The organism is Aliivibrio thorii (assembly GCF_057368585.1).
In genome coordinates, this window is record NZ_CM170655.1 from 548452 (window position 1) to 575334 (window position 26883).

Sequence of the window (26883 nt, forward strand, 5' to 3'; positions counted from 1 at the left end):
CTCCTAAATCACTGAATCCTAAAAACAGAAGCAGTGAGCATGACATTTGGTTTAAAAGTAGCTAGCTTGTAGTGATATAATTATCATTACTGTATGTATTTTTGTTTTTCAATATCAAAGAAATGCTACGTGATATTTATTTAAAAAGCAAAATTTAACTTATTGAAAACTGATAAGTTAATAGTTTCTCATATTAAAAGAATAGTTAACTTGATGAGGTTTTTAAAATCACAATATAAATTTAAATAAAAAAAGTATTACATATAAGACTTTGATCAGGTTTTTTATGTTAATTACATTCGGAATATGTATATCTAAGTATTTCCTTTGTATAAAAATGGAATTAATCTTACGTTTTGTGATCTGGTTAGAATAATTGAGAATAAAATTGATTTTGGACGTATTTCTCTCATTGTTTTCTATTTTTTTCGTATGTGGTCGATTTGTTGCGTATATGATAAAATTAATGGGTATTGTGATTAGCTTAGCTTTAATGAATGCTTTTTGATTATAAATGGATTTGGGAATTAATATCATGGCTCTAATGACATCAGAAAAACAGATCATCACTATTGATAAAAACGGTAACCTGAAATTGATTAATTCGGGTGAGCCGATACTGCCTGGTGACATTGTTATAGAGTATGAATCAGGCGAAGTATCTGTTGATTTGGCTGATGATTCTGAAAAAAATAATGATATTAATAACATACTTAACGCTATCGCTAGCGGTGAAGACCCTAGCGTTATATCCGAAGCTCCTGCTGCAGGTGAAGAGGGGGGATCGAGTTTAACTGCCTCTACTGAGATTGAGCGCATAGGGAAAAGTACGATTGCAGAAACTAATTTTGATACATCCTCACTCGAAACCATTGGTTTATCAAGAATTCAAAGTTTAACGTTACTAGAACAATATAAGTCTTTTAGAGAGACTGGTGATTTCCAAATAACGATCCCAAATAATGAGCTAATTAAGTCTGCTCCTAGTATTTTCATTGCTGAAATTGATGAAAATGGTGTGATTAATGAAGAGCAAGTGGAAAACGGTATTCAAGTAGATATTACATTACCTGAAGGGACTGAGGGCGGTGACATAATTGAGTTGAGTGATGGTACAGGTACTGTGGTTGGAACGCATTTAATTACAGAAGATGACATTACGAGCGGTAGTGTTGAAATTACAGTATCAGCACCTAAACCAGATGGAAGTTATGAATACGTAGCTGAGATTACAGATCCTGCTGGTGATATAGGCCCAAGTTCTAATAAAGTAGAATTTGAGTTAGATACATCAGCAGATGCAGGTACCGTAACGGTGGCGGATATCACGGCAGATGACGTGATTAATGCAGCCGAAAGTGGGCAAGTGATTGCGGTCACAGGTACTGCAACGGGTGGCGACATCAGTGAAAACGATGTGGTAACCATGACCATTAATGGCACTGACTACCAAACCACGGTTGATGAAAACGGCAACTGGAGTGTCGATGTTGCGGGTGCGGATCTAGCTAACGATAGCGAATTTGAAGTGAGCGTGGCGTCAACCGATGTAGCGGGCAACACGATTAATAGCACAGCAACCTCAACTCACACGGTAGATACATCAGCAGATACAGGCACCGTAACGGTGGCGGATATCACGGCAGATGACGTGATTAATGCAGCCGAAAGTGGGCAAGTGATTGCGGTCACAGGTACTGCAACGGGTGGCGACATCAGTGAAAACGATGTGGTCACCATGACCATCAACGGCACTGACTACCAAACCACGGTTGATGAGAGCGGCAACTGGAGTGTCGATGTTGCGGGTGCGGATCTCGCTAACGATACTGAGTTCGAGGCTGTCGTGGCGTCAACGGACGCGGCGGGTAACGAAGTCAACAGTACCGCAACCTCAACCCACACGGTCGATCTGGTTGCAGATACAGGCACCGTAACGGTGGCGGATATTACGGCAGATGACGTGATTAATGCAGCCGAAAGTGGGCAAGTGATTGCGGTCACAGGTACTGCAACGGGTGGCGACATCAGTGAAAACGATGTGGTCACCATGACCATTAATGGCACTGACTACCAAACCACGGTTGATGAAAACGGCAATTGGAGTGTCGATGTTGCGGGTGCGGATCTCGCTAACGATACTGAATTCGAGGTTGTCGTGGCGTCAACGGACGCGGCGGGTAACGAAGTCAACAGCACCGCAACCTCAACCCACACGGTCGATCTGGTTGCGGATGCAGGCACCGTAACGGTGGCGGATATCACGGCAGATGACGTGATAAACGCAGCCGAAAGTGGGCAAGTGATTGCGGTCACAGGTACTGCAACGGGTGGCGACATCAGTGAAAATGATGTGGTAACCATGACGATTAATGGTACTGACTATCAAACCACGGTTGATGAAAACGGCAATTGGAGTGTCGATGTTGCGGGTGCGGATCTCGCTAACGATACTGAATTCGAGGTTGTCGTGGCGTCAACGGACGCGGCGGGTAACGAAGTCAACAGCACCGCAACCTCAACCCACACGGTCGATCTGGTTGCGGATGCAGGCACCGTAACGGTGGCGGATATTACGGCAGATGACGTGATTAATGCAGCCGAAAGTGGGCAAGTGATTGCGGTCACAGGTACTGCAACGGGTGGCGACATCAGTGAAAATGATGTGGTAACCATGACGATTAATGGTACTGACTATCAAACCACGGTTGATGAAAACGGCAATTGGAGTGTCGATGTTGCGGGCAATGATCTAGCCAGCGACACCGAGTTCGAGGTTGTTGTAACCTCAAATGATGCTGCTGGAAATACCATCGAAAGTTCAGCAACCTCAACTCATACGGTCGATCTGGTTGCGGATGCAGGCACCGTAACGGTGGCGGATATCACGGCAGATGACGTGATTAATGCAGCCGAAAGTGGGCAAGTGATTGCGGTCACAGGTACTGCAACGGGTGGCGACATCAGTGAAAACGATGTGGTCACCATGACCATTAATGGCACTGACTACCAAACCACGGTTGATGAAAACGGCAATTGGAGTGTCGATGTTGCGGGTGCGGATCTCGCTAACGATACTGAGTTCGAGGCTGTCGTGGCGTCAACGGACGCGGCGGGTAACGAAGTCAACAGTACCGCAACCTCAACCCACACGGTCGATCTGGTTGCGGATGCAGGCACCGTAACGGTGGCAGATATCACGGCAGATGACGTGATTAATGCAGCCGAAAGTGGGCAAGTGATTGCGGTCACAGGTACTGCAACAGGTGGCGACATCAGTGAAAACGATGTGGTAACCATGACCATCAATGGCATTGACTACCAAACCACGGTTGATGAGAGCGGCAACTGGAGTGTCGATGTTGCGGGTGCGGATCTCGCTAACGATACTGAGTTCGAGGCTGTCGTGGCGTCAACGGACGCGGCGGGTAACGAAGTCAACAGTACCGCAACCTCAACCCACACGGTCGATCTGGTTGCAGATACAGGCACCGTAACGGTGGCGGATATTACGGCAGATGACGTGATTAATGCAGCCGAAAGTGGGCAAGTGATTGCGGTCACAGGTACTGCAACGGGTGGCGACATCAGTGAAAATGATGTGGTAACCATGACGATTAATGGTACTGACTATCAAACCACGGTTGATGAAAACGGCAATTGGAGTGTCGATGTTGCGGGCAATGATCTAGCCAACGACACTGAGTTCGAGGTTGTCGTAACCTCAAATGATGCTGCTGGAAATACTATCGAAAGTTCAGCAACCTCAACTCATACGGTCGATCTGGTTGCGGATGCTGGCACCGTAACGGTGGCGGATATCACGGAAGATGACGTGATTAATGCAGCCGAAAGTGGACAAGTGATTGCGGTCACAGGTACTGCAACGGGTGGCGACATCAGTGAAAATGATGTGGTAACCATGACGATTAATGGTACTGACTATCAAACCACGGTTGATGAAAACGGCAATTGGAGTGTCGATGTTGCGGGCAATGATCTAGCCAGCGACACCGAGTTCGAGGTTGTTGTAACCTCAAATGATGCTGCTGGAAATACCATCGAAAGTTCAGCAACCTCAACTCACACGGTCGATCTGGTTGCGGATGCAGGCACCGTAACGGTGGCGGATATCACGGCAGATGACGTGATAAACGCAGCCGAAAGTGGGCAAGTGATTGCGGTCACAGGTACTGCAACGGGTGGCGACATCAGTGAAAATGATGTGGTAACCATGACGATTAATGGTACTGACTATCAAACCACGGTTGATGAAAACGGCAATTGGAGTGTCGATGTTGCGGGTGCGGATCTCGCTAACGATACTGAATTCGAGGTTGTCGTGGCGTCAACGGACGCGGCGGGTAACGAAGTCAACAGCACCGCAACCTCAACCCACACGGTCGATCTGGTTGCGGATGCAGGCACCGTAACGGTGGCGGATATCACGGCAGATGACGTGATAAACGCAGCCGAAAGTGGGCAAGTGATTGCGGTCACAGGTACTGCAACGGGTGGCGACATCAGTGAAAATGATGTGGTAACCATGACGATTAATGGTACTGACTATCAAACCACGGTTGATGAAAACGGCAATTGGAGTGTCGATGTTGCGGGCAATGATCTAGCCAGCGACACCGAGTTCGAGGTTGTTGTAACCTCAAATGATGCTGCTGGAAATACCATCGAAAGTTCAGCAACCTCAACTCACACGGTCGATCTGGTTGCAGATGCAGGCACCGTAACGGTGGCAGATATCACGGCAGATGACGTGATTAATGCAGCCGAAAGTGGGCAAGTGATTGCGGTCACAGGTACTGCAACGGGTGGCGACATCAGTGAAAATGATGTGGTAACCATGACGATTAATGGTACTGACTATCAAACCACGGTTGATGAAAACGGCAATTGGAGTGTCGATGTTGCGGGCAATGATCTAGCCAGCGACACCGAGTTCGAGGTTGTTGTAACCTCAAATGATGCTGCTGGAAATACCATCGAAAGTTCAGCAACCTCAACTCATACGGTCGATCTGGTTGCGGATGCTGGCACCGTAACGGTGGCGGATATCACGGCAGATGACGTGATTAATGCAGCCGAAAGTGGGCAAGTGATTTCGGTCACAGGTACTGCAACGGATGGCGACATCAGTGAAAACGATGTGGTCACCATGACCATCAACGGCACTGACTACCAAACCACGGTTGATGAAAACGGCAATTGGAGTGTCGATGTTGCGGGCAATGATCTCGCGAACGACACCGAGTTCGAGGTTGTTGTAACCTCAAATGATGCTGCTGGAAATACCATCGAAAGTTCAGCAACCTCAACCCACACGGTCGATCTGGTTGCAGATGCAGGCACCGTAACGGTGGCGGATATCACGGAAGATGACGTGATTAATGCAGCCGAAAGTGGGCAAGTGATTGCGGTCACAGGTACTGCAACGGGTGGCGACATCAGTGAAAACGATGTGGTCACCATGACCATTAATGGCACTGACTACCAAACCACGGTTGATGAAAACGGCAATTGGAGTGTCGATGTTGCGGGTGCGGATCTCGCTAACGATACTGAATTCGAGGTTGTCGTGGCGTCAACGGACGCGGCGGGTAACGAAGTCAACAGCACCGCAACCTCAACCCACACGGTCGATCTGGTTGCGGATGCAGGCACCGTAACGGTGGCGGATATCACGGCAGATGACGTGATAAACGCAGCCGAAAGTGGGCAAGTGATTGCGGTCACAGGTACTGCAACGGGTGGCGACATCAGTGAAAATGATGTGGTAACCATGACGATTAATGGTACTGACTATCAAACCACGGTTGATGAAAACGGCAATTGGAGTGTCGATGTTGCGGGTGCGGATCTCGCTAACGATACTGAATTCGAGGTTGTCGTGGCGTCAACGGACGCGGCGGGTAACGAAGTCAACAGCACCGCAACCTCAACCCACACGGTCGATCTGGTTGCGGATGCAGGCACCGTAACGGTGGCGGATATTACGGCAGATGACGTGATTAATGCAGCCGAAAGTGGGCAAGTGATTGCGGTCACAGGTACTGCAACGGGTGGCGACATCAGTGAAAATGATGTGGTAACCATGACGATTAATGGTACTGACTATCAAACCACGGTTGATGAAAACGGCAATTGGAGTGTCGATGTTGCGGGCAATGATCTAGCCAGCGACACCGAGTTCGAGGTTGTTGTAACCTCAAATGATGCTGCTGGAAATACCATCGAAAGTTCAGCAACCTCAACTCATACGGTCGATCTGGTTGCGGATGCAGGCACCGTAACGGTGGCGGATATCACGGCAGATGACGTGATTAATGCAGCCGAAAGTGGGCAAGTGATTGCGGTCACAGGTACTGCAACGGGTGGCGACATCAGTGAAAACGATGTGGTCACCATGACCATTAATGGCACTGACTACCAAACCACGGTTGATGAAAACGGCAATTGGAGTGTCGATGTTGCGGGTGCGGATCTCGCTAACGATACTGAGTTCGAGGCTGTCGTGGCGTCAACGGACGCGGCGGGTAACGAAGTCAACAGTACCGCAACCTCAACCCACACGGTCGATCTGGTTGCGGATGCAGGCACCGTAACGGTGGCGGATATCACGGCAGATGACGTGATTAATGCAGCCGAAAGTGGGCAAGTGATTGCGGTCACAGGTACTGCAACGGATGGCGACATCAGTGAAAACGATGTGGTCACCATGACCATCAACGGCACTGACTACCAAACCACGGTTGATGAAAACGGCAATTGGAGTGTCGATGTTGCGGGCAATGATCTCGCGAACGACACCGAGTTCGAGGTTGTTGTAACCTCAAATGATGCTGCTGGAAATACCATCGAAAGTTCAGCAACCTCAACTCACACGGTCGATCTGGTTGCAGATGCAGGTACCGTAACGGTGGCGGATATCACGGCAGATGACGTGATTAATGCAGCCGAAAGTGGGCAAGTGATTGCGGTCACAGGTACTGCAACGGGTGGCGACATCAGTGAAAACGATGTGGTCACCATGACCATCAACGGCACTGACTACCAAACCACGGTTGATGAAAACGGCAATTGGAGTGTTGATGTTGCGGGCAATGATCTAGCCAGCGACACCGAGTTCGAGGTTGTTGTAACCTCAAATGATGCTGCTGGAAATACTATCGAAAGTTCAGCAACCTCAACTCACACGGTCGATCTGGTTGCAGATGCAGGCACCGTAACGGTGGCAGATATCACGGCAGATGACGTGATTAATGCAGCCGAAAGTGGGCAAGTGATTGCGGTCACAGGTACTGCAACGGGTGGCGACATCAGTGAAAATGATGTGGTAACCATGACGATTAATGGTACTGACTATCAAACCACGGTTGATGAAAACGGCAATTGGAGTGTCGATGTTGCGGGCAATGATCTAGCCAGCGACACCGAGTTCGAGGTTGTTGTAACCTCAAATGATGCTGCTGGAAATACCATCGAAAGTTCAGCAACCTCAACTCACACGGTCGATCTGGTTGCGGATGCAGGCACCGTAACGGTGGCGGATATCACGGCAGATGACGTGATAAACGCAGCCGAAAGTGGGCAAGTGATTGCGGTCACAGGTACTGCAACGGGTGGCGACATCAGTGAAAATGATGTGGTAACCATGACGATTAATGGTACTGACTATCAAACCACGGTTGATGAAAACGGCAATTGGAGTGTCGATGTTGCGGGTGCGGATCTCGCTAACGATACTGAATTCGAGGTTGTCGTGGCGTCAACGGACGCGGCGGGTAACGAAGTCAACAGCACCGCAACCTCAACCCACACGGTCGATCTGGTTGCGGATGCAGGCACCGTAACGGTGGCGGATATCACGGCAGATGACGTGATAAACGCAGCCGAAAGTGGGCAAGTGATTGCGGTCACAGGTACTGCAACGGGTGGCGACATCAGTGAAAATGATGTGGTAACCATGACCATCAATGGCATTGACTACCAAACCACGGTTGATGAGAGCGGCAATTGGAGTGTCGATGTTGCGGGCAATGATCTAGCCAACGACACTGAGTTCGAGGTTGTCGTAACCTCAAATGATGCTGCTGGAAATACCATCGAAAGTTCAGCAACCTCAACCCACACGGTCGATCTGGTTGCGGATGCAGGCACCGTAACGGTGGCGGATATCACGGCAGATGACGTGATAAACGCAGCCGAAAGTGGACAAGTGATTGCGGTCACAGGTACGGCGATAGGTGGCGACATCAGTGAAAACGATGTGGTAACCATGACCATCAACGGCACTGACTACCAAACCACGGTTGATGAAAACGGCAATTGGAGTGTCGATGTTGCGGGCAATGATCTAGCCAGCGACACCGAGTTCGAGGTTGTTGTAACCTCAAATGATGCTGCTGGAAATACCATCGAAAGTTCAGCAACCTCAACTCATACGGTCGATCTGGTTGCGGATGCTGGCACCGTAACGGTGGCGGATATCACGGCAGATGACGTGATTAATGCAGCCGAAAGTGGGCAAGTGATTGCGGTCACAGGTACTGCAACGGGTGGCGACATCAGTGAAAACGATGTGGTCACCATGACCATCAACGGCACTGACTACCAAACCACGGTTGATGAGAGCGGCAACTGGAGTGTCGATGTTGCGGGTGCGGATCTCGCTAACGATACTGAGTTCGAGGCTGTTGTAACCTCAAATGATGCTGCTGGAAATACCATCGAAAGTTCAGCAACCTCAACTCATACGGTCGATCTGGTTGCGGATGCTGGCACCGTAACGGTGGCAGATATCACGGAAGATGACGTGATTAATGCAGCCGAAAGTGGGCAAGTGATTTCGGTCACAGGTACTGCAACGGATGGCGACATCAGTGAAAACGATGTGGTCACCATGACCATCAACGGCACTGACTACCAAACCACGGTTGATGAAAACGGCAATTGGAGTGTCGATGTTGCGGGCAATGATCTAGCCAGCGACACCGAGTTCGAGGTTGTTGTAACCTCAAATGATGCTGCTGGAAATACCATCGAAAGTTCAGCAACCTCAACTCACACGGTCGATCTGGTTGCAGATGCAGGTACCGTAACGGTGGCGGATATCACGGCAGATGACGTGATTAATGCAGCCGAAAGTGGGCAAGTGATTGCGGTCACAGGTACTGCAACGGGTGGCGACATCAGTGAAAATGATGTGGTAACCATGACGATTAATGGTACTGACTATCAAACCACGGTTGATGAAAACGGCAATTGGAGTGTCGATGTTGCGGGCAATGATCTAGCCAGCGACACCGAGTTCGAGGTTGTTGTAACCTCAAATGATGCTGCTGGAAATACCATCGAAAGTTCAGCAACCTCAACCCACACGGTCGATCTGGTTGCAGATGCAGGCACCGTAACGGTGGCGGATATCACGGCAGATGACGTGATTAATGCAGCCGAAAGTGGACAAGTGATTGCGGTCACAGGTACTGCAACGGGTGGCGACATCAGTGAAAACGATGTGGTAACCATGACCATTAATGGCACTGACTACCAAACCACGGTTGATGAAAACGGCAATTGGAGTGTCGATGTTGCGGGCAATGATCTCGCGAACGATACCGAATTTGAAGTGAGCGTGGCATCAACCGATGCTGCGGGCAACACGATTAATAGCACCGCAACCTCAACTCATACCGTCGATCTGGTTGCGGATGCAGGCACCGTAACGGTGGCGGATATCACGGCAGATGACGTGATTAATGCAGCCGAAAGTGGGCAAGTGATTGCGGTGACAGGCACGGCGATAGGTGGCGACATCAGTGAAAACGATGTGGTAACCATGACCATCAATGGCATTGACTACCAAACCACGGTTGATGAGAGCGGCAACTGGAGTGTCGATGTTGCGGGCAATGATCTAGCCAGCGACACCGAGTTCGAGGTTGTTGTAACCTCAAATGATGCTGCTGGAAATACCATCGAAAGTTCAGCAACCTCAACTCATACGGTCGATCTGGTTGCGGATGCTGGCACCGTAACGGTGGCAGATATCACGGAAGATGACGTGATTAATGCAGCCGAAAGTGGGCAAGTGATTTCGGTCACAGGTACTGCAACGGATGGCGACATCAGTGAAAACGATGTGGTCACCATGACCATCAACGGCACTGACTACCAAACCACGGTTGATGAAAACGGCAATTGGAGTGTCGATGTTGCGGGCAATGATCTCGCGAACGACACCGAGTTCGAGGTTGTTGTAACCTCAAATGATGCTGCTGGAAATACCATCGAAAGTTCAGCAACCTCAACTCACACGGTCGATCTGGTTGCAGATGCAGGCACCGTAACGGTGGCGGATATCACGGCAGATGACGTGATTAATGCAGCCGAAAGTGGGCAAGTGATTGCGGTCACAGGTACTGCAACGGGTGGCGACATCAGTGAAAACGATGTGGTCACCATGACCATTAATGGCACTGACTACCAAACCACGGTTGATGAAAACGGCAATTGGAGTGTTGATGTTGCGGGCAATGATCTAGCCAGCGACACGGAGTTCGAGGTTGTCGTAACCTCAAATGATGCTGCTGGAAATACTATCGAAAGTTCAGCAACCTCAACTCACACGGTCGATCTGGTTGCAGATGCAGGCACCGTAACGGTGGCAGATATCACGGCAGATGACGTGATTAATGCAGCCGAAAGTGGGCAAGTGATTGCGGTCACAGGTACTGCAACGGGTGGCGACATCAGTGAAAATGATGTGGTCACCATGACGATTAATGGTACTGACTATCAAACCACGGTTGATGAAAACGGCAATTGGAGTGTCGATGTTGCGGGCAATGATCTAGCCAGCGACACCGAGTTCGAGGTTGTTGTAACCTCAAATGATGCTGCTGGAAATACCATCGAAAGTTCAGCAACCTCAACTCATACGGTCGATCTGGTTGCGGATGCTGGCACCGTAACGGTGGCAGATATCACGGAAGATGACGTGATTAATGCAGCCGAAAGTGGGCAAGTGATTTCGGTCACAGGTACTGCAACGGATGGCGACATCAGTGAAAACGATGTGGTCACCATGACCATCAACGGCACTGACTACCAAACCACGGTTGATGAAAACGGCAATTGGAGTGTTGATGTTGCGGGCAATGATCTAGCCAACGATACTGAGTTCGAGGTTGTTGTAACCTCAAATGATGCTGCTGGAAATACCATCGAAAGTTCAGCAACCTCAACTCATACGGTCGATCTGGTTGCGGATGCAGGCACCGTAACGGTGGCGGATATCACGGCAGATGACGTGATTAATGCAGCCGAAAGTGGGCAAGTGATTGCGGTCACAGGTACTGCAACGGGTGGCGACATCAGTGAAAACGATGTGGTCACCATGACCATCAACGGCACTGACTACCAAACCACGGTTGATGAGAGCGGCAACTGGAGTGTCGATGTTGCGGGTGCGGATCTCGCTAACGATACTGAATTCGAAGTTGTCGTGGCGTCAACGGACGCGGCGGGCAACGAAGTCAACAGCACCGCAACCTCAACCCACACGGTCGATCTGGTTGCGGATGCAGGCACCGTAACGGTGGCTGATATTACGGCAGATGACGTGATTAATGCAACCGAAAGTGGGCAAGTGATTGCGGTCACAGGTACTGCAACGGGTGGCGACATCAGTGAAAACGATGTGGTCACCATGACCATCAACGGCACTGACTACCAAACCACGGTTGATGAAAACGGCAATTGGAGTGTCGATGTTGCGGGCAATGATCTAGCCAACGACACTGAGTTCGAGGTTGTCGTAACCTCAAATGATGCTGCTGGAAATACCATCGAAAGTTCAGCAACCTCAACTCACACGGTCGATCTGGTTGCAGATGCTGGCACCGTAACGGTGGCGGATATCACGGCAGATGACGTGATTAATGCAGCCGAAAGTGGGCAAGTGATTGCGGTCACAGGTACTGCAACGGGTGGCGACATCAGTGAAAACGATGTGGTCACCATGACCATCAATGGCATTGACTATCAAACCACGGTTGATGAAAACGGCAACTGGAGTGTCGATGTTGCGGGCAATGATCTAGCCAACGACACCGAGTTCGAGGTTGTTGTAACCTCAAATGATGCTGCTGGAAATACCATCGAAAGTTCAGCAACCTCAACCCACACGGTCGATCTGGTTGCGGATGCAGGCACCGTAACGGTGGCAGATATCACGGCAGATGACGTGATTAATGCAGCCGAAAGTGGGCAAGTGATTGCGGTCACAGGTACTGTAACGGGTGGCGACATCAGTGAAAATGATGTGGTCACCATGACGATTAATGGTACTGACTATCAAACCACGGTTGATGAAAACGGCAATTGGAGTGTCGATGTTGCGGGCAATGATCTAGCCAGCGACACCGAGTTCGAGGTTGTTGTAACCTCAAATGATGCTGCTGGAAATACCATCGAAAGTTCAGCAACCTCAACTCATACGGTCGATCTGGTTGCGGATGCTGGCACCGTAACGGTGGCAGATATCACGGAAGATGACGTGATTAATGCAGCCGAAAGTGGGCAAGTGATTTCGGTCACAGGTACTGCAACGGATGGCGACATCAGTGAAAACGATGTGGTCACCATGACCATCAACGGCACTGACTACCAAACCACGGTTGATGAAAACGGCAATTGGAGTGTTGATGTTGCGGGCAATGATCTAGCCAACGATACTGAGTTCGAGGTTGTTGTAACCTCAAATGATGCTGCTGGAAATACCATCGAAAGTTCAGCAACCTCAACTCATACGGTCGATCTGGTTGCGGATGCAGGCACCGTAACGGTGGCGGATATCACGGCAGATGACGTGATTAATGCAGCCGAAAGTGGGCAAGTGATTGCGGTCACAGGTACTGCAACGGGTGGCGACATCAGTGAAAACGATGTGGTCACCATGACCATCAACGGCACTGACTACCAAACCACGGTTGATGAGAGCGGCAACTGGAGTGTCGATGTTGCGGGTGCGGATCTCGCTAACGATACTGAATTCGAAGTTGTCGTGGCGTCAACGGACGCGGCGGGCAACGAAGTCAACAGCACCGCAACCTCAACCCACACGGTCGATCTGGTTGCGGATGCAGGCACCGTAACGGTGGCTGATATTACGGCAGATGACGTGATTAATGCAACCGAAAGTGGGCAAGTGATTGCGGTCACAGGTACTGCAACGGGTGGCGACATCAGTGAAAACGATGTGGTCACTATGACCATCAACGGCACTGACTACCAAACCACGGTTGATGAAAACGGCAATTGGAGTGTCGATGTTGCGGGCAATGATCTAGCCAACGACACTGAGTTCGAGGTTGTCGTAACCTCAAATGATGCTGCTGGAAATACCATCGAAAGTTCAGCAACCTCAACTCATACTGTCGATTTGGTTGCGGATGCAGGCACCGTAACGGTGGCGGATATCACGGCAGATGACGTGATAAACGCAGCCGAAAGTGGACAAGTGATTGCGGTCACAGGTACGGCGATAGGTGGCGACATCAGTGAAAACGATGTGGTAACCATGACCATTAATGGCACTGACTACCAAACCACGGTTGATGAAAACGGCAATTGGAGTGTCGATGTTGCGGGCAATGATCTCGCGAACGACACCGAGTTCGAGGTTGTTGTAACCTCAAATGATGCTGCTGGAAATACCATCGAAAGTTCAGCAACCTCAACTCATACGGTCGATCTGGTTGCGGATGCAGGCACCGTAACGGTGGCGGATATCACGGCAGATGACGTGATTAATGCAGCCGAAAGTGGGCAAGTGATTGCGGTGACAGGCACGGCGATAGGTGGCGACATCAGTGAAAACGATGTGGTAACCATGACCATCAACGGCACTGACTACCAAACCGCGGTTGATGAAAACGGCAATTGGAGTGTCGATGTTGCGGGTGCGGATCTCGCTAACGATACTGAGTTCGAGGCTGTCGTGGCGTCAACGGACGCGGCGGGTAACGAAGTCAACAGTACCGCAACCTCAACCCACACGGTCGATCTGGTTGCGGATGCAGGCACCGTAACGGTGGCGGATATCACGGCAGATGACGTGATAAACGCAGCCGAAAGTGGACAAGTGATTGCGGTCACAGGTACGGCGATAGGTGGCGACATCAGTGAAAACGATGTGGTAACCATGACCATTAATGGCACTGACTACCAAACCACGGTTGATGAAAACGGCAATTGGAGTGTCGATGTTGCGGGTGCGGATCTCGCGAACGACACCGAGTTCGAGGTTGTTGTAACCTCAAATGATGCTGCTGGAAATACCATCGAAAGTTCAGCAACCTCAACTCATACGGTCGATCTGGTTGCGGATGCAGGCACCGTAACGGTGGCGGATATCACGGCAGATGACGTGATTAATGCAGCCGAAAGTGGGCAAGTGATTGCGGTCACAGGTACTGCAACGGGTGGCGACATCAGTGAAAACGATGTGGTCACCATGACCATTAATGGCACTGACTACCAAACCACGGTTGATGAAAACGGCAATTGGAGTGTCGATGTTGCGGGTGCGGATCTCGCTAACGATACTGAGTTCGAGGCTGTCGTGGCGTCAACGGACGCGGCGGGTAACGAAGTCAACAGTACCGCAACCTCAACCCACACGGTCGATCTGGTTGCGGATGCAGGCACCGTAACGGTGGCAGATATCACGGCAGATGACGTGATTAATGCAGCCGAAAGTGGGCAAGTGATTGCGGTCACAGGTACTGCAACAGGTGGCGACATCAGTGAAAACGATGTGGTAACCATGACCATCAATGGCATTGACTACCAAACCACGGTTGATGAGAGCGGCAACTGGAGTGTCGATGTTGCGGGCAATGATCTAGCCAACGATACTGAGTTCGAGGTTGTTGTAACCTCAAATGATGCTGCTGGAAATACCATCGAAAGTTCAGCAACCTCAACTCACACGGTCGATCTGGTTGCGGATGCAGGCACCGTAACGGTGGCGGATATCACGGAAGATGACGTGATTAATGCAGCCGAAAGTGGGCAAGTGATTTCGGTCACAGGTACTGCAACGGGTGGCGACATCAGTGAAAACGATGTGGTCACCATGACCATCAACGGCACTGACTACCAAACCACGGTTGATGAGAGCGGCAACTGGAGTGTCGATGTTGCGGGCAATGATCTAGCCAACGACACCGAGTTCGAGGTTGTTGTAACCTCAAATGATGCTGCTGGAAATACTATCGAAAGTTCAGCAACCTCAACTCACACGGTCGATCTGGTTGCAGATACAGGCACCGTAACGGTGGCGGATATTACGGCAGATGACGTGATTAATGCAGCCGAAAGTGGGCAAGTGATTGCGGTCACAGGTACTGCAACGGGTGGCGACATCAGTGAAAACGATGTGGTCACCATGACCATTAATGGCACTGACTACCAAACCACGGTTGATGAAAACGGCAATTGGAGTGTCGATGTTGCGGGCAATGATCTAGCCAGCGACACCGAGTTCGAGGTTGTTGTAACCTCAACGGATGTGGCGGGTAACACGATTAACAGCACTGCGACATCAATCCATACGGTAGATACCCAAGTTATCGGATTGACTTCTGATATTACGAACGCGACTAATACTGGCTCAAACGCGGATACTGTTACTAATATTCATACACCAGATATAACCGGTGTGACGGAAGCGGGTGCTACTGTAACGATTAATTATACGGATGCGAATAACCAAGCGCAGACGGCGACTGGTACAGCGGACATGAACGGTGTATACATCATCGGGATAACAAACTCGCTGAAAGAAGGTTCAAACTCACTATTTATCGTAGCGGAAGATGCGGTAGGTAATACAATATCAACAACGCAGGATGTGACGGTTAATTCTGACCCTATTGCTACAGATTTTGAAATCACGCTAACAGATGATGCAAGTGTTCAATTTACTTTTGAGCCTCATGTTAGTGACATTGAAGATGATGCTAGCAATACAGATGGTAAATCTATTGAAATTCAGATTACAAATCTGCCAGAGTTAGGAACATTGTATCTTGTTGATGGTGTTAGCCGTACAGAGATTACCGCAGCAACGGTGTTAACTGAAGATTCTCAAATTGAATATGTGCTTGATGATACGATAAATGATGATCTGAGTTTTAATGCAACAGAAGACTTTGCGCCTAATTATAATAATGGGACGGTGACGTCTTTCACCCTAGCTAGCGGTGTTATTGTTTCTGGTGGTACTTATTCTGGAACAAGACCGGATACAACAAGTACATTAATGGCAGACGAACTTTATTATGATTCGGCAACAAACGAAACAGGTCTTGGTGTCGGTAATCGTGAAATAGATGTAAATTCAAAAGATTATATTGAAGTGGATTTCACTCATGTAGGTAATGCGAATACAACAGATGTTGATATTAAAGAAGTTAATATTGATTTTGGTAGTGTCTATGGTCATTATTCAGAAAATAGTAATGCGAATGCTGAAATTCATATCTTATTATTTAAAGATGGGGCTCTTGTTGGAGAAAGCCCTTATATCTTCGATGATGAAACTCATAATGTTTATGATGGCAGCGGTGAGTTTACCGCTAATATTCAACTTGATAGCGGCTTTGACCAAATTCGGGTTTATACCGTTCATGGAGAGGGTTCCACTGCATCAAATTCGAATGTGACATTACAAGGTGTTGAAGTCGTTGATGCTATGGTGAGTGAAGATATTCCTTATCAAGCAGCAGATAGTGATGATGCTACCGATACTGGTGTTATTACTGTTTCAACTGACAGTACTGAGCGTGCGATAAATAATGCCCCAATCATTGACGATTCAGTATTTAATGCGACGTATGAAGATGTCGCTATCCCATTAAATTTAAACGACTTGCTGATAACAGATCTGGATGGAGATGATATTACGTTAACTAATATTACGGTTGATCCAGCATTTGGTTCTTTAGAGCTTATTTTTAATGGTGATGAAGTTATAGGTGCTCAATTTACGCCTGCAGAAAATGTACATTTTGATAGTAATAATGCAGTTGAATTTGAAATAACAGCGACCGACGGATATCAATCTTCAACAGGAACAGCAACACTGATAGTTAATGCTGTGGCAGACGAACCAACGTTATCTGTTGTGCTAGGCGAGTCAGCCGTTGCTGGTCCAGGCTTTGATACAAGTGATGTAGATTCAATTAAAGACTTCTTTGCTAATGGTGGAACGATACCAGGCATAGGAAATGTTGTTTATAGCGGTGAAATGGTACTTGGTGATGATGGTAATAATCTAATTATTGGTACTGGTGTTGTTAATAATTTGATTGGTGATTCAGTTTCAGGTACTGGCAATGATATTTTTGTTGGAGGAGCAAATAATGATTCAATTTATGGAGGTACAGGGCCTCTAGATTTTGGTATTGATGGTGTTATATACAGTGGTAAAATCAGTGAGTACTTAATTGTAAATCAAGGTGGCGCTCATGGTGGCGGTATTGATCACTGGGTAGTAACTGATACGCTAGGTAGAGATACCGGATATGACCATACTGCACCTGAAGATAATGGTGATCAGTTATATCAAATCGAGCGATTAATCTTCTCTGATGCCATTGTTGAGCTAAATCCTGATGGAACATATACGATTCTACAAGAGACAGAAACGGCTCTCGATTTATCTGCATCTGTAGTGGATACCGATGGCAGTGAATATTTAGATGCTATTAATATTTCAGGTCTTCCTGCTGGTGCTCAAATTATTGATAAAGATTCAAATCAGCCTCTTGGAGAGTTTAAAGAGGTTAATGGTGAGCAAGTTTGGGTAATTGATATTATTGGAGAAAATACTCAAACGGTTAATTACGATAATTTAGTTATTCGTTATCCATCGACAGAAACTCTTGATATTGATGTTTCAGCAGTTGCAAAAGAATCTTCAAATAATTCAGAAGCGACAACAACCGTGAATGCGTCACCTAGTCAAGATATAAATGCAGATCAAGGCGGGGAAACGCCGACCACATTGATTTCTTTAGTTCTTGATTCATCCGGTAGTATGAATCATCAACCGTTTAAATCTGATGACTCAAATCCAGATCAAGATAAAACTAGAATGGAGCTCGTTTTAGAAGCATCCATTGCCATGCTTGATAATGTGAATTCTCAAGAAGGCTCTGAAGAGGTTCTCGTTCAGTTAGTCGATTTTGATAACCAAAAGCATCACAGTGAGGATGAAAATGTAGAGTCGCTTGGTTGGTTCACTGTTCAAAGTGCAATTAATACATTAAATGCCGCTTTAGGTAATATCGCGGCGGAAGATGGGGATAAAGATTTTTATCCAGACGGAGGAACTGATTACGAAGAAGGCATTTATGCTGTAATTTCGGGCTATCAGGATATTCAAGTTACTAATATTACTGGAGAAACTAATGATGTTGTCTACTTCTTTAGTGATGGTAATAATGACGGTGGTTGGCAAGGTGGTACTAATGGACCTAAAGATATTTGGGAAAACTTTATTATAGGTAAAGATGTTACTGCTATTGGTATTGTTAGAGACTCAGATACGACATTAAGTGGATTAAATAAAATTTCGGATAAAATTATTTATCTTACGGATGGGCAACTATTTACTGAGTTACCAAAGCTTCGTCCTACAATTGGGCAGGCAGGGGCATTACTTATGGGGATTATTGGTTTAGACGCTGCCGCTATTGTTATTGATGAAACTAAAGCTGAAGTTCTGAGAGTTATAGAGCAAGATGGCGTTATTTCAAATACAACCTATGTAGTTAGTCAAGATAATAATCAATTACTTATTGATACTGAATACGGTGATTTACGTATTGAGGAAGATGGGTCTTATTACTTCCAACCATCATTATCAGCTCCTGAAATTGAAGGAGGAAAATCAGTCGCCTTTGAAGTTTTATATACGACAGTCGATGATAATGGGATAGAAGATGAGCAGCTTGTAACATTAAATATAAGCCCTAGTGGAGAAGTTAATGCTGCTGTTACCTCTAGTCTGAATGCATCAACAGGTGACGATGTTGTTATCGGCACAGATAATGCAGATATTATTTTAGGCCATGAAGGTAACGATATTCTAATTGGTGGATTAGGTGACGATATTTTAGTTGGTGGTGCAGGGGAAGATATTTTCAAGTGGATTGATCAAGGTGTTGATACAGGTACTGATACAATTAAAGATTTTACTGTTGGTGAGGATTTAATTGATCTAACAGAAATCATTAGTGGTAATGATAGTGCTGTTGATATGGAAGATTTATTGTCTCATGTTACCGTATCTGAAAGTGGTAATGACTTAACGCTAGCGATTACCGATGATTCTGATAATAATCACACCATTATTGTCGAGGGCGGGGTCGGTTCATTTGGATTAGAGGATGCGAACTTCTCTAATCAATCAGAGATCTTAACTCAGCTATTAGATAATCAACTGTTTAAGTTAGATAATAATAATTAGTTAGTTATATAACGTGAACTAGATAAAGGGCCTATTTGAGGCCCTTTTTACTTGTTATACCACCATTAAGAATGGCTCTTGATTAAATGATTTCAAAAGAGCACAATTTAGAAAAAGCAGTTGGAGATACAGTAATGGAATTAGAAGATATTCGTCGGGATTATAGCCTTGGTGGTCTACGTAGAGCGGATTTACCACAGGAACCGATTGAGCTGTTTGAGTTATGGTTAAAACAAGCTGTTGAAGCTAAATTGACAGATCCAACTGCGATGACAGTCGCTACGGTTGACAAGAATGGACAGCCTTTTCAACGTATTGTGTTATTAAAACATTTTGATAAGACAGGCTTTGTGTTCTACACCAATCTTGCTTCTAGAAAGGCACAGCATTTAGAAGACCATAGTAAAATCTCATTGCATTTCCCATGGCATCCTCTGGAGCGTCAAGTTCATATAACGGGTACAGCCGAAAAACTTTCAGCGCTAGAGAATATGAAATATTTCACTTCGAGACCAAAAGATAGTCAGATTGCAGCTTGGGCAAGTAAACAAAGCAGTAGATTGACAACACGCTCTGCATTAGAAGGAAAGTTTCTTGAGTTGAAACAAAAATTTGCGAAAGGAGAAATTCCGGTACCAAAATTTTGGGGCGGTTTTAAAATTAAAATCGATTCTATTGAGTTTTGGCAAGGTGGTGATAGCCGTTTGCACGATCGTTTTTTATACAGTAAAGATCAAGATGAATGGGTGATTGACCGATTAGCGCCATGATCTTGACGTAATTGTGGTTTGATCTTAATTATTTCATAAAAATACCGATGATCTATGGTCATCGGTATTTTTTATCTCTCTTTTAACCATTCAGTGTTAAGTTTTTCTGTATCACCTAAATAATCTAGTAGCCACTGAATTGCGATGGATTGATTGTTTTTATTCCATGCTAAACAGCAAGGGCTTGGATCTATATTATTTTCGATTTTTTTACTAATTATATGCCCAGAAGATAATAGTCGCTTCGCTTTATGGCTCGGCATAACACCAACACCTAGACCATCAATAAAGCACTGTTCAGCACTGTGCCAATTAGGAACAATTAATCGACGTTGATTATCTAACTGCCAAGTTGTTCGTTTTGGTAATATACGAGAAGTATCTTCTAGGCATATTACAGGGTATTTCATTAATTCAGAATCGGGGATTGCACCGTCATAGTTTGCGAGTGGGTGAGTTGTACTCATAACAAAGTCCCATGAAAGCTCCCCCATTGGACGATAAGAGAAGTTACCACCGATAGGTATCGTTGCCGTTGCTCCAATACCAATATCCGCTCTGCCTGTCATTAAGGCGTCCCATACGCCATTAAATACCTCCATTGTCAATTGAAGCTCTATATCTGGGAAGGTTGCATAAAAATCACGAACCAGTTGGTTTACGCTATTTTCACGAACGACGTTATCTAGTGCCACAGAGACACTTTGTTGCCAACCATTAGCGACTCGTTGTGTATTTAAACGTATATCTTCCATCTCTTTAAGCAGTTTTCTTGCTTGTTCTACAAAATATTCACCGGCAGCAGTTAATTCTACTTTACGATGCAAACGAGTAAAAAGAGACACGGTTAAGCGGTCTTCAACAGACTTAATTGTATAGCTAATTGCACTCGGTACTTTGTGCAATTCTTCAGCAGCGTGACTAAAACTGCCAAGACGTGCTACAGACTCAATAGTGATTAATTCGTGATAAGAAAACATAAAAAACCTGATGGTGAATTATTCACATCAAAAATATTGATGCAAAGTGCAAATATTATCGTTTCACAAGAGTAGCAACTAGCAAATAGAATGCAAATCATTCTAGAAATATGTTCATCTTTGGAGAAAGAACATGGATAAGCAAAAACAATCTATTCCTTATATCTGGCTTGCTGGCCTAAGTATGTTGGGCTTTTTAGCTACAGATATGTATTTACCAGCATTCGATATCATTCGTGGTGATCTGGCAACAACAGAAAGCATGATAGGTCTAACGTTAAGTATTTTCTTGTTTGGTATGGCCATTGGTCAACTTTTTTATGGGCGTTTGACTCAAAAATTAGGCACGAAAAAATCATTAATCATTGGTCTAAGCATTTTTGCAATAAGCAGTTTAGTTGCTTCATTTTCAACCAGTGTCGAAATGCTATTAGTTGCTCGTTTTTTCCAAGCGTTAGGTGCTTGTAGTGCAAACGTTATCTGGCAAGCGATGGTGATTCAACGTTATGATGCAAAAACATCTCAACGTATTTTCGCAACGATTATGCCGCTAGTTGCCCTCTCTCCTGCACTGGCTCCTTTACTTGGTGCGGCAATTGAAAAGTTCTATGGCTGGTCGATGATTTTTGTAACATTAACGGTTATTGGTGTTGGTCTAGCGGCAAGAACGTTTGCTGATAAAGAGCCAGCGCAAGCTGCAAATTCGAATGTAAAAACCATTACTTTCCGTGATGTTATTAAGTCAAAAAAATTCACAGGTAATATGCTAATTTACGCTGCAAGCTCTGCAATTTTCTTTGCATGGTTAACAGGCTCACCTTTTGTCATGACACAAATGGGTTATTCAGGCGCAGATATTGGTTTGAGCTACATTCCACAAACAATCGCATTCATTGTTGGTGGTTATGGCTGTCGTTGGGCGCTAGAGCGTTTTGAAAGCCAAAAAGTACTTCCTTGGATTTTGAAACTATCTGTTGCAAGCGTAGTTACAGTATTTTTAATCTCGTGGAGAATGGACGTTTCATCAATCATTCCAATGTTAATTCCTTTCTGTTTCTTAGCAGCAGCGAATGGCGCGGTGTATCCGATTGTTGTAAATAACGCATTAATGGATTTTAAAGAAGGCAGCGCAGTTGCTTCAGGTCTATTAAACTTTTTACAAATGCTATTTTGTGTAGCAGCAAGTGCAATGGTATCAAGCATTAGCTATTTAGGTCCTATCTCAATGGGTAGTATTATGCTGCTACAATTGGTGTTCTTATTCATTGGTGCTGTATTGGTATTTAAATCAAATAAAGAAGAAAAAATGGTATTAGCAGAGCAATAATACTCTCTAAATAACATCATAAAAAATAGCATTGAGCGAAACCGCCAATGCTATTTTTTGTCTTTTTTAAGGTGATATTGGATTGGTTTATTGATTATTTTTTCTTGATCATGACAGGTTCAATATCTATGTCATAACCAGAGTAGGATATTTTACTTGGGCTATATTCTCTTTTTGTGACTAAATGTTCAGTGTTAAATTGGACGTCTACTCTTGGAAATATTTTATTAGTAACAAATACATGATTATCTTTTAAATTTGCATTAAAGATGATCTGTTCTTTGGCTAATTTTGATTTTATAACCTGCAAATCTTGAGTTGATTTTTCTTTTGAGCGCAATATCTTCTCTGCTAATTCTGGAGACTGTCGTTCAATATTTATTTGTGCAATTTTTACAACTTGAGCGCTTACATCATCTAGATGTTTTTGGAGTGAATGCAGGTTTTCTTTTTGCTCATTAAAATTATGAAAAGCATGAACCTTAGTATAAGCCCCTCCTTCAATGCCTAAATTGGCCGTTTTAATCGAGCCATTAGCGGTAAGACTGCCTCCACTGATGGTGCCATTTCTCTCTGTTTTATCTAGAACATAAATAGAGCCTAATGATTCCACTAAACAATGGTTCGCATGAAGAGTAATATGAATGTCGTTATGAGCCATTAAATATGCATTTTGAGCAAGTTTACTGGTTATAGACCCTTCTGCTTTGAGTACGCAAGTTAAGTTATCATCATCGTGTACAGGGCGACCTATAATGCCATTCATTACGGTAATATCATGTTTTGCCGTTACCTCAGCATTTTCAATAAAACCGCCTACGGTAATAGAACCTGTTGCGGTCACTTTCATTCCTGATTCAATATCTTCTTGTACAAAAATACTGCCTTCAAATGAAACGTGTCCAGTCGTTGCATTAACACTTTTTAGTGTTAGCAAATTATCGATACCAACGCCTGCTTTGTGAATCAGTGGTGTACCATTAATATCAGAAATGAGTAATTCAGGATCATTTGGAGAAAGAGAGGAGCCAGAGTAAAGTTGGAATGGGGAATCATTTCCTGGTGTAGCAATTACTATTTTTCCTGTAATCGTTTTACCATTAACTCCTTGTGTTGCAGGGGTACGTTTCATTAATGGCGTATTTTTCTTAACACTAATAACTTCTCCTAAATTTCGCATATCCACATGACCATCGTCGGTTTCTTGTGGTTGTAGAATGCGTTCTTTTACATTAGGAACTAACGCTTCAAATAGTGTGTCTTGCCCTGGTATAGCTTCTCGACCAATAGCAATGACTTCAGAATAGGTTTCACCAGAAGCAAGATCTTTGCTTTTTAATAATAAGGTTTTAAGGCTTTCTTTCTGTATGCCTTTTAATATTCTATTTTCTGTTAATGCTGTAATAATGGCAGGACCGCGTAGAGGTTGCCCGCCATAAGCACCAGTTACCGTCATAGAGGCTTTCATTTCATCGTCTTGAATGTGGATAGATAATTGAGCATTTAGGCGTTGTGCTATCACAGTATCATCAATAGAACTAAGGCTGCCTTTATTAATTGCAACGATAATTTCTTCTACTTTATTTTCAAAAAGATAAAATTGATCAGCACCAATTGAGTGTAATGCTTGATGAAAATGCATTACCTCAATAGATTGGTTTAATGTTGTATTTTCAGGAACAATAAAACGTATAACAGATTTATTATCTGAAAATGCCAAAAAGTGATCGATCATATTCTCTCCCAATAGGTGCTGAATTCTCAGTATTAAGAAAGAACATTATCACTTATAGCGTATGGGGTTTACGAAATATGTAAATAAGTGCCAACACGCTCACAGTTTATAAATTATCCGTTTAATTTTCCGACTAATTCGAGTACCTCAAAAAATGGTTGAGATTCAAATTTCGCGAACCCTTGCATTTTATTCGCTTTAATTTTTGTCGTTAGAGGTGTTGATATTCCACATAAGAAACGAGCAAAAACAGCATTGGCAAGAGGTTCTTTACTGCCATTTTGTAATTCTTGGCACCAACTTTTTACTTGTTCGTCATCTGCCACAAAGACAAAATTATTTCTTGGTAAATAAGCGCCTTTAGATCGACAAGCTGAACAGTGACCACATTGTTCTGGCGCATTAAAATCAGCAAAGTAATTCGCTAATGAATGGCTTAAACATGTTTTTGTTTCAAAGAAATCGAGCATGGCATGAATACGATTAATCTCACTTTCTTCTTTATTTTTGAACAGCTGATGCTGCTCTTGAGAAAGTACGTGAGTGCTCTCTACCTTATTTAATACTTGGTAAACTTCAGTCATTAACTTACTTTCAAGCTCTATCCAACCTTGTTCGTGAAAGTAATCTAATGCTGCAATGACACGCTTACGTTCAGCTTGGTAACCAATCCAAAGCGCATCAAAATCCACTGTGTGCCATGTTCTTGATTTTGGAGAACACTGAAAAACTGTGGATACAAAATACTGGCGTTCAGTTTGGAATTTACCAATAATATCATTCACTGGAATTAAGATTTTAAATCGATAATCTGCATAATAACTGTATTTAGCTTGGATTATTTTCTTGAGTTCCAAATAAACTAACAGTGTTTTTAATGGGAGTTGGCGAACATTACTGTCTTTAGATAAGCGTAGTAATTGGGTTTCCCATGTATCAGAAGATTTATAGATATCATCCAATACATATTGAATCGCTTCTCTGTCTGGTGTATCTCCATAAACAAAGTTTTCTAAAACATTCAGTCCAGAAGTATTGGCAAGCACGGTACAAAAAGATGGGTTACCATCTCGACCCGCACGTCCAATTTCTTGTGAATAGTTTTCAATTGATTTAGGTAAATCAAAGTGAATAACTTGACGAATATCCGATTTATCGACACCCATTCCAAATGCTATGGTGGCGACAATACAGTTAAGTTCACCATGCATGAATTTATGTTGAATGTCTTCCCTGATATCGTGTTTCAGACCTGCATGATAGGCTTTGGCTTGAATGCCATTGCTTTGAAGCCATTGAGCCACATTCTCAGCTGTTTGTTGTAGCGTGACATAAACGATACTTGGTTGGTTTGGTCTTTGTTGTAATGTGGCAAATAAAGCAGAACGTTTTTGCTCTTCTTCCACAGGAATAATTGAAATATCTAAATTAGGGCGATAAAAACCAGTAATGACAATATCGTCTTTATCTATTTTGAATTTTTTACTCATATCTTCAATAACTGCAGGCGTTGCCGTTGCCGTTAATAACAAGACGTTTGGGATATTTAATGCTTCTCTGTCTTGAGGTAGTTTAAGATAATCGGGTCTAAAATTGTGGCCCCACTCAGAGATACAGTGTGCTTCATCGACGACCAATAATGAAATATTGATTTGAGCGATAAACTGACGAAAACGCTCGTTCTTTAAGCGCTCTACTGAGATCATCAAAATTTTAATTTCGCCATTTCGTACCCCTTGCAGTATCGCTTGAGTCTCTTCTCTAGTTTGAGTTGAATCAATTGATACGGCGGCAATGCCTTTGCTTTTTAAAAATGAAATTTGATCTTTCATCAAAGCAAGTAAGGGTGAAATAACCAACGTTAGATTGGGTAATAAAAGTGCAGGCAATTGGTAGCATAATGACTTTCCTGAGCCTGTCGGAAAGATAGCAGCAGACGAATGACCATTGAGTACTTTTTCAATAACGTGTTGCTGGCCACCTCTTAGAGAGTCAAAACCAAATACGTTTTTTAATGTCTTCTGGTATGTCATTAGTAATCTACCTTCTTTCTCATGCTTTTAGTTTGGCCGCGTTGTGTTTTATTATCCACACGTTTACGTTGAGAACTGCGAGTGGGTTTGGTTTCTCGGCGTGCTTTTTGAGTTTCAGCCGCTGATATGATTAAGGTTTTTAAGCGTTCAAGTGCGTCGTCACGGTTTTTTTCTTGCGTTCTAAATTGCTGTGCCTTAATAACGATAATCCCTTCTTTGGTAATACGACTGTCTTTCATTTTCAATAGTCGTTCTTTATAGAAAGGGGGGAGGCTTGAGTTATTGATATCAAAGCGTAAATGAATCGCACTTGAGACTTTATTGACATTTTGACCACCAGCACCTTGTGCTCTAATCGCGGTGAGTTCAATTTCCCAACTGGCCAACTGAACGTAATTTGAAATGGTTAACATGTAATAAACCTATGATCGTTCTTCTATTAGGGGGTATACTACCAGGTAGCGTCGATACGCACCATTTTCA

The 26883-nt window shown here is 44.8% G+C and carries 7 protein-coding genes; 3 read left to right on the forward strand and 4 right to left on the reverse strand.

Features of this window, described 5'->3' with window-relative positions; translation table 11 throughout:
- Positions 1-535 precede the first annotated feature (535 nt).
- Together AC2IP4_RS16690 and pdxH are read left to right on the forward strand one after the other, a co-directional pair.
- Positions 536-19555, forward strand: coding sequence for an Ig-like domain-containing protein (locus tag AC2IP4_RS16690; protein ID WP_486311162.1), 19020 nt, complete (start codon positions 536-538; stop codon positions 19553-19555).
- Between the two features lie 134 nt (positions 19556-19689).
- Entirely contained in the window at positions 19690-20325 is a 636-nt protein-coding gene (gene pdxH / locus AC2IP4_RS16695) for a pyridoxamine 5'-phosphate oxidase (RefSeq protein WP_486311206.1), read from the forward strand.
- Positions 20326-20396: 71 nt separating this feature from the next.
- Here pdxH and punR read toward each other — a convergent pair whose 3' ends face one another.
- Positions 20397-21305 carry a DNA-binding transcriptional activator PunR gene (punR, locus tag AC2IP4_RS16700; RefSeq protein ID WP_375320021.1) on the reverse strand — a complete coding sequence of 303 codons (909 nt, stop codon included), beginning with the start codon at positions 21303-21305 and terminating at the stop codon, positions 20397-20399.
- A 133-nt stretch (positions 21306-21438) separates the two neighbouring features.
- On the opposite strand from punR, the gene punC reads away from it, so the two are divergent.
- Positions 21439-22632 carry a purine nucleoside transporter PunC gene (punC, locus tag AC2IP4_RS16705; RefSeq protein WP_486307770.1) on the forward strand — a complete coding sequence of 398 codons (1194 nt, stop codon included), beginning with the start codon at positions 21439-21441 and terminating at the stop codon, positions 22630-22632.
- A gap of 94 nt (positions 22633-22726) precedes the next feature.
- Here the strand turns inward: punC and AC2IP4_RS16710 are convergent, their stop codons facing one another.
- From AC2IP4_RS16710 to arfB, 3 genes are all read right to left on the reverse strand, one after another.
- Positions 22727-24367 (reverse strand): flagellar assembly protein A, encoded by a 1641-nt coding sequence (locus tag AC2IP4_RS16710; protein ID WP_375320019.1) that lies wholly within the window; start codon positions 24365-24367, stop codon positions 22727-22729.
- 113 nt (positions 24368-24480) lie between these two features.
- A complete protein-coding gene (locus AC2IP4_RS16715; RefSeq protein ID WP_486311163.1) occupies positions 24481-26400 on the reverse strand; it encodes a RecQ family ATP-dependent DNA helicase in 1920 nt (639 codons plus the stop codon).
- A complete protein-coding gene (gene arfB / locus AC2IP4_RS16720; protein ID WP_060993068.1) occupies positions 26400-26813 on the reverse strand; it encodes an alternative ribosome rescue aminoacyl-tRNA hydrolase ArfB in 414 nt (137 codons plus the stop codon). Before arfB ends, AC2IP4_RS16715 begins: the two co-directional genes overlap by 1 nt.
- Between the last annotated feature and the right edge of the window lie 70 nt (positions 26814-26883).

Bases quoted from the DNA above. Each gene is read 5' to 3' on its own strand.
- AC2IP4_RS16690 (WP_486311162.1), top strand. From the start codon at position 536: ATGGCTCTAATGACATCAGAAAAACAGATCATCACTATTGATAAAAAC.
- pdxH (WP_486311206.1), top strand. From the start codon at position 19,690: ATGGAATTAGAAGATATTCGTCGGGATTATAGCCTTGGTGGTCTACGT.
- punR (WP_375320021.1), bottom strand. From the start codon at position 21,305: ATGTTTTCTTATCACGAATTAATCACTATTGAGTCTGTAGCACGTCTT.
- punC (WP_486307770.1), top strand. From the start codon at position 21,439: ATGGATAAGCAAAAACAATCTATTCCTTATATCTGGCTTGCTGGCCTA.
- AC2IP4_RS16710 (WP_375320019.1), bottom strand. From the start codon at position 24,367: ATGATCGATCACTTTTTGGCATTTTCAGATAATAAATCTGTTATACGT.
- AC2IP4_RS16715 (WP_486311163.1), bottom strand. From the start codon at position 26,400: ATGACATACCAGAAGACATTAAAAAACGTATTTGGTTTTGACTCTCTA.
- arfB (WP_060993068.1), bottom strand. From the start codon at position 26,813: ATGTTAACCATTTCAAATTACGTTCAGTTGGCCAGTTGGGAAATTGAA.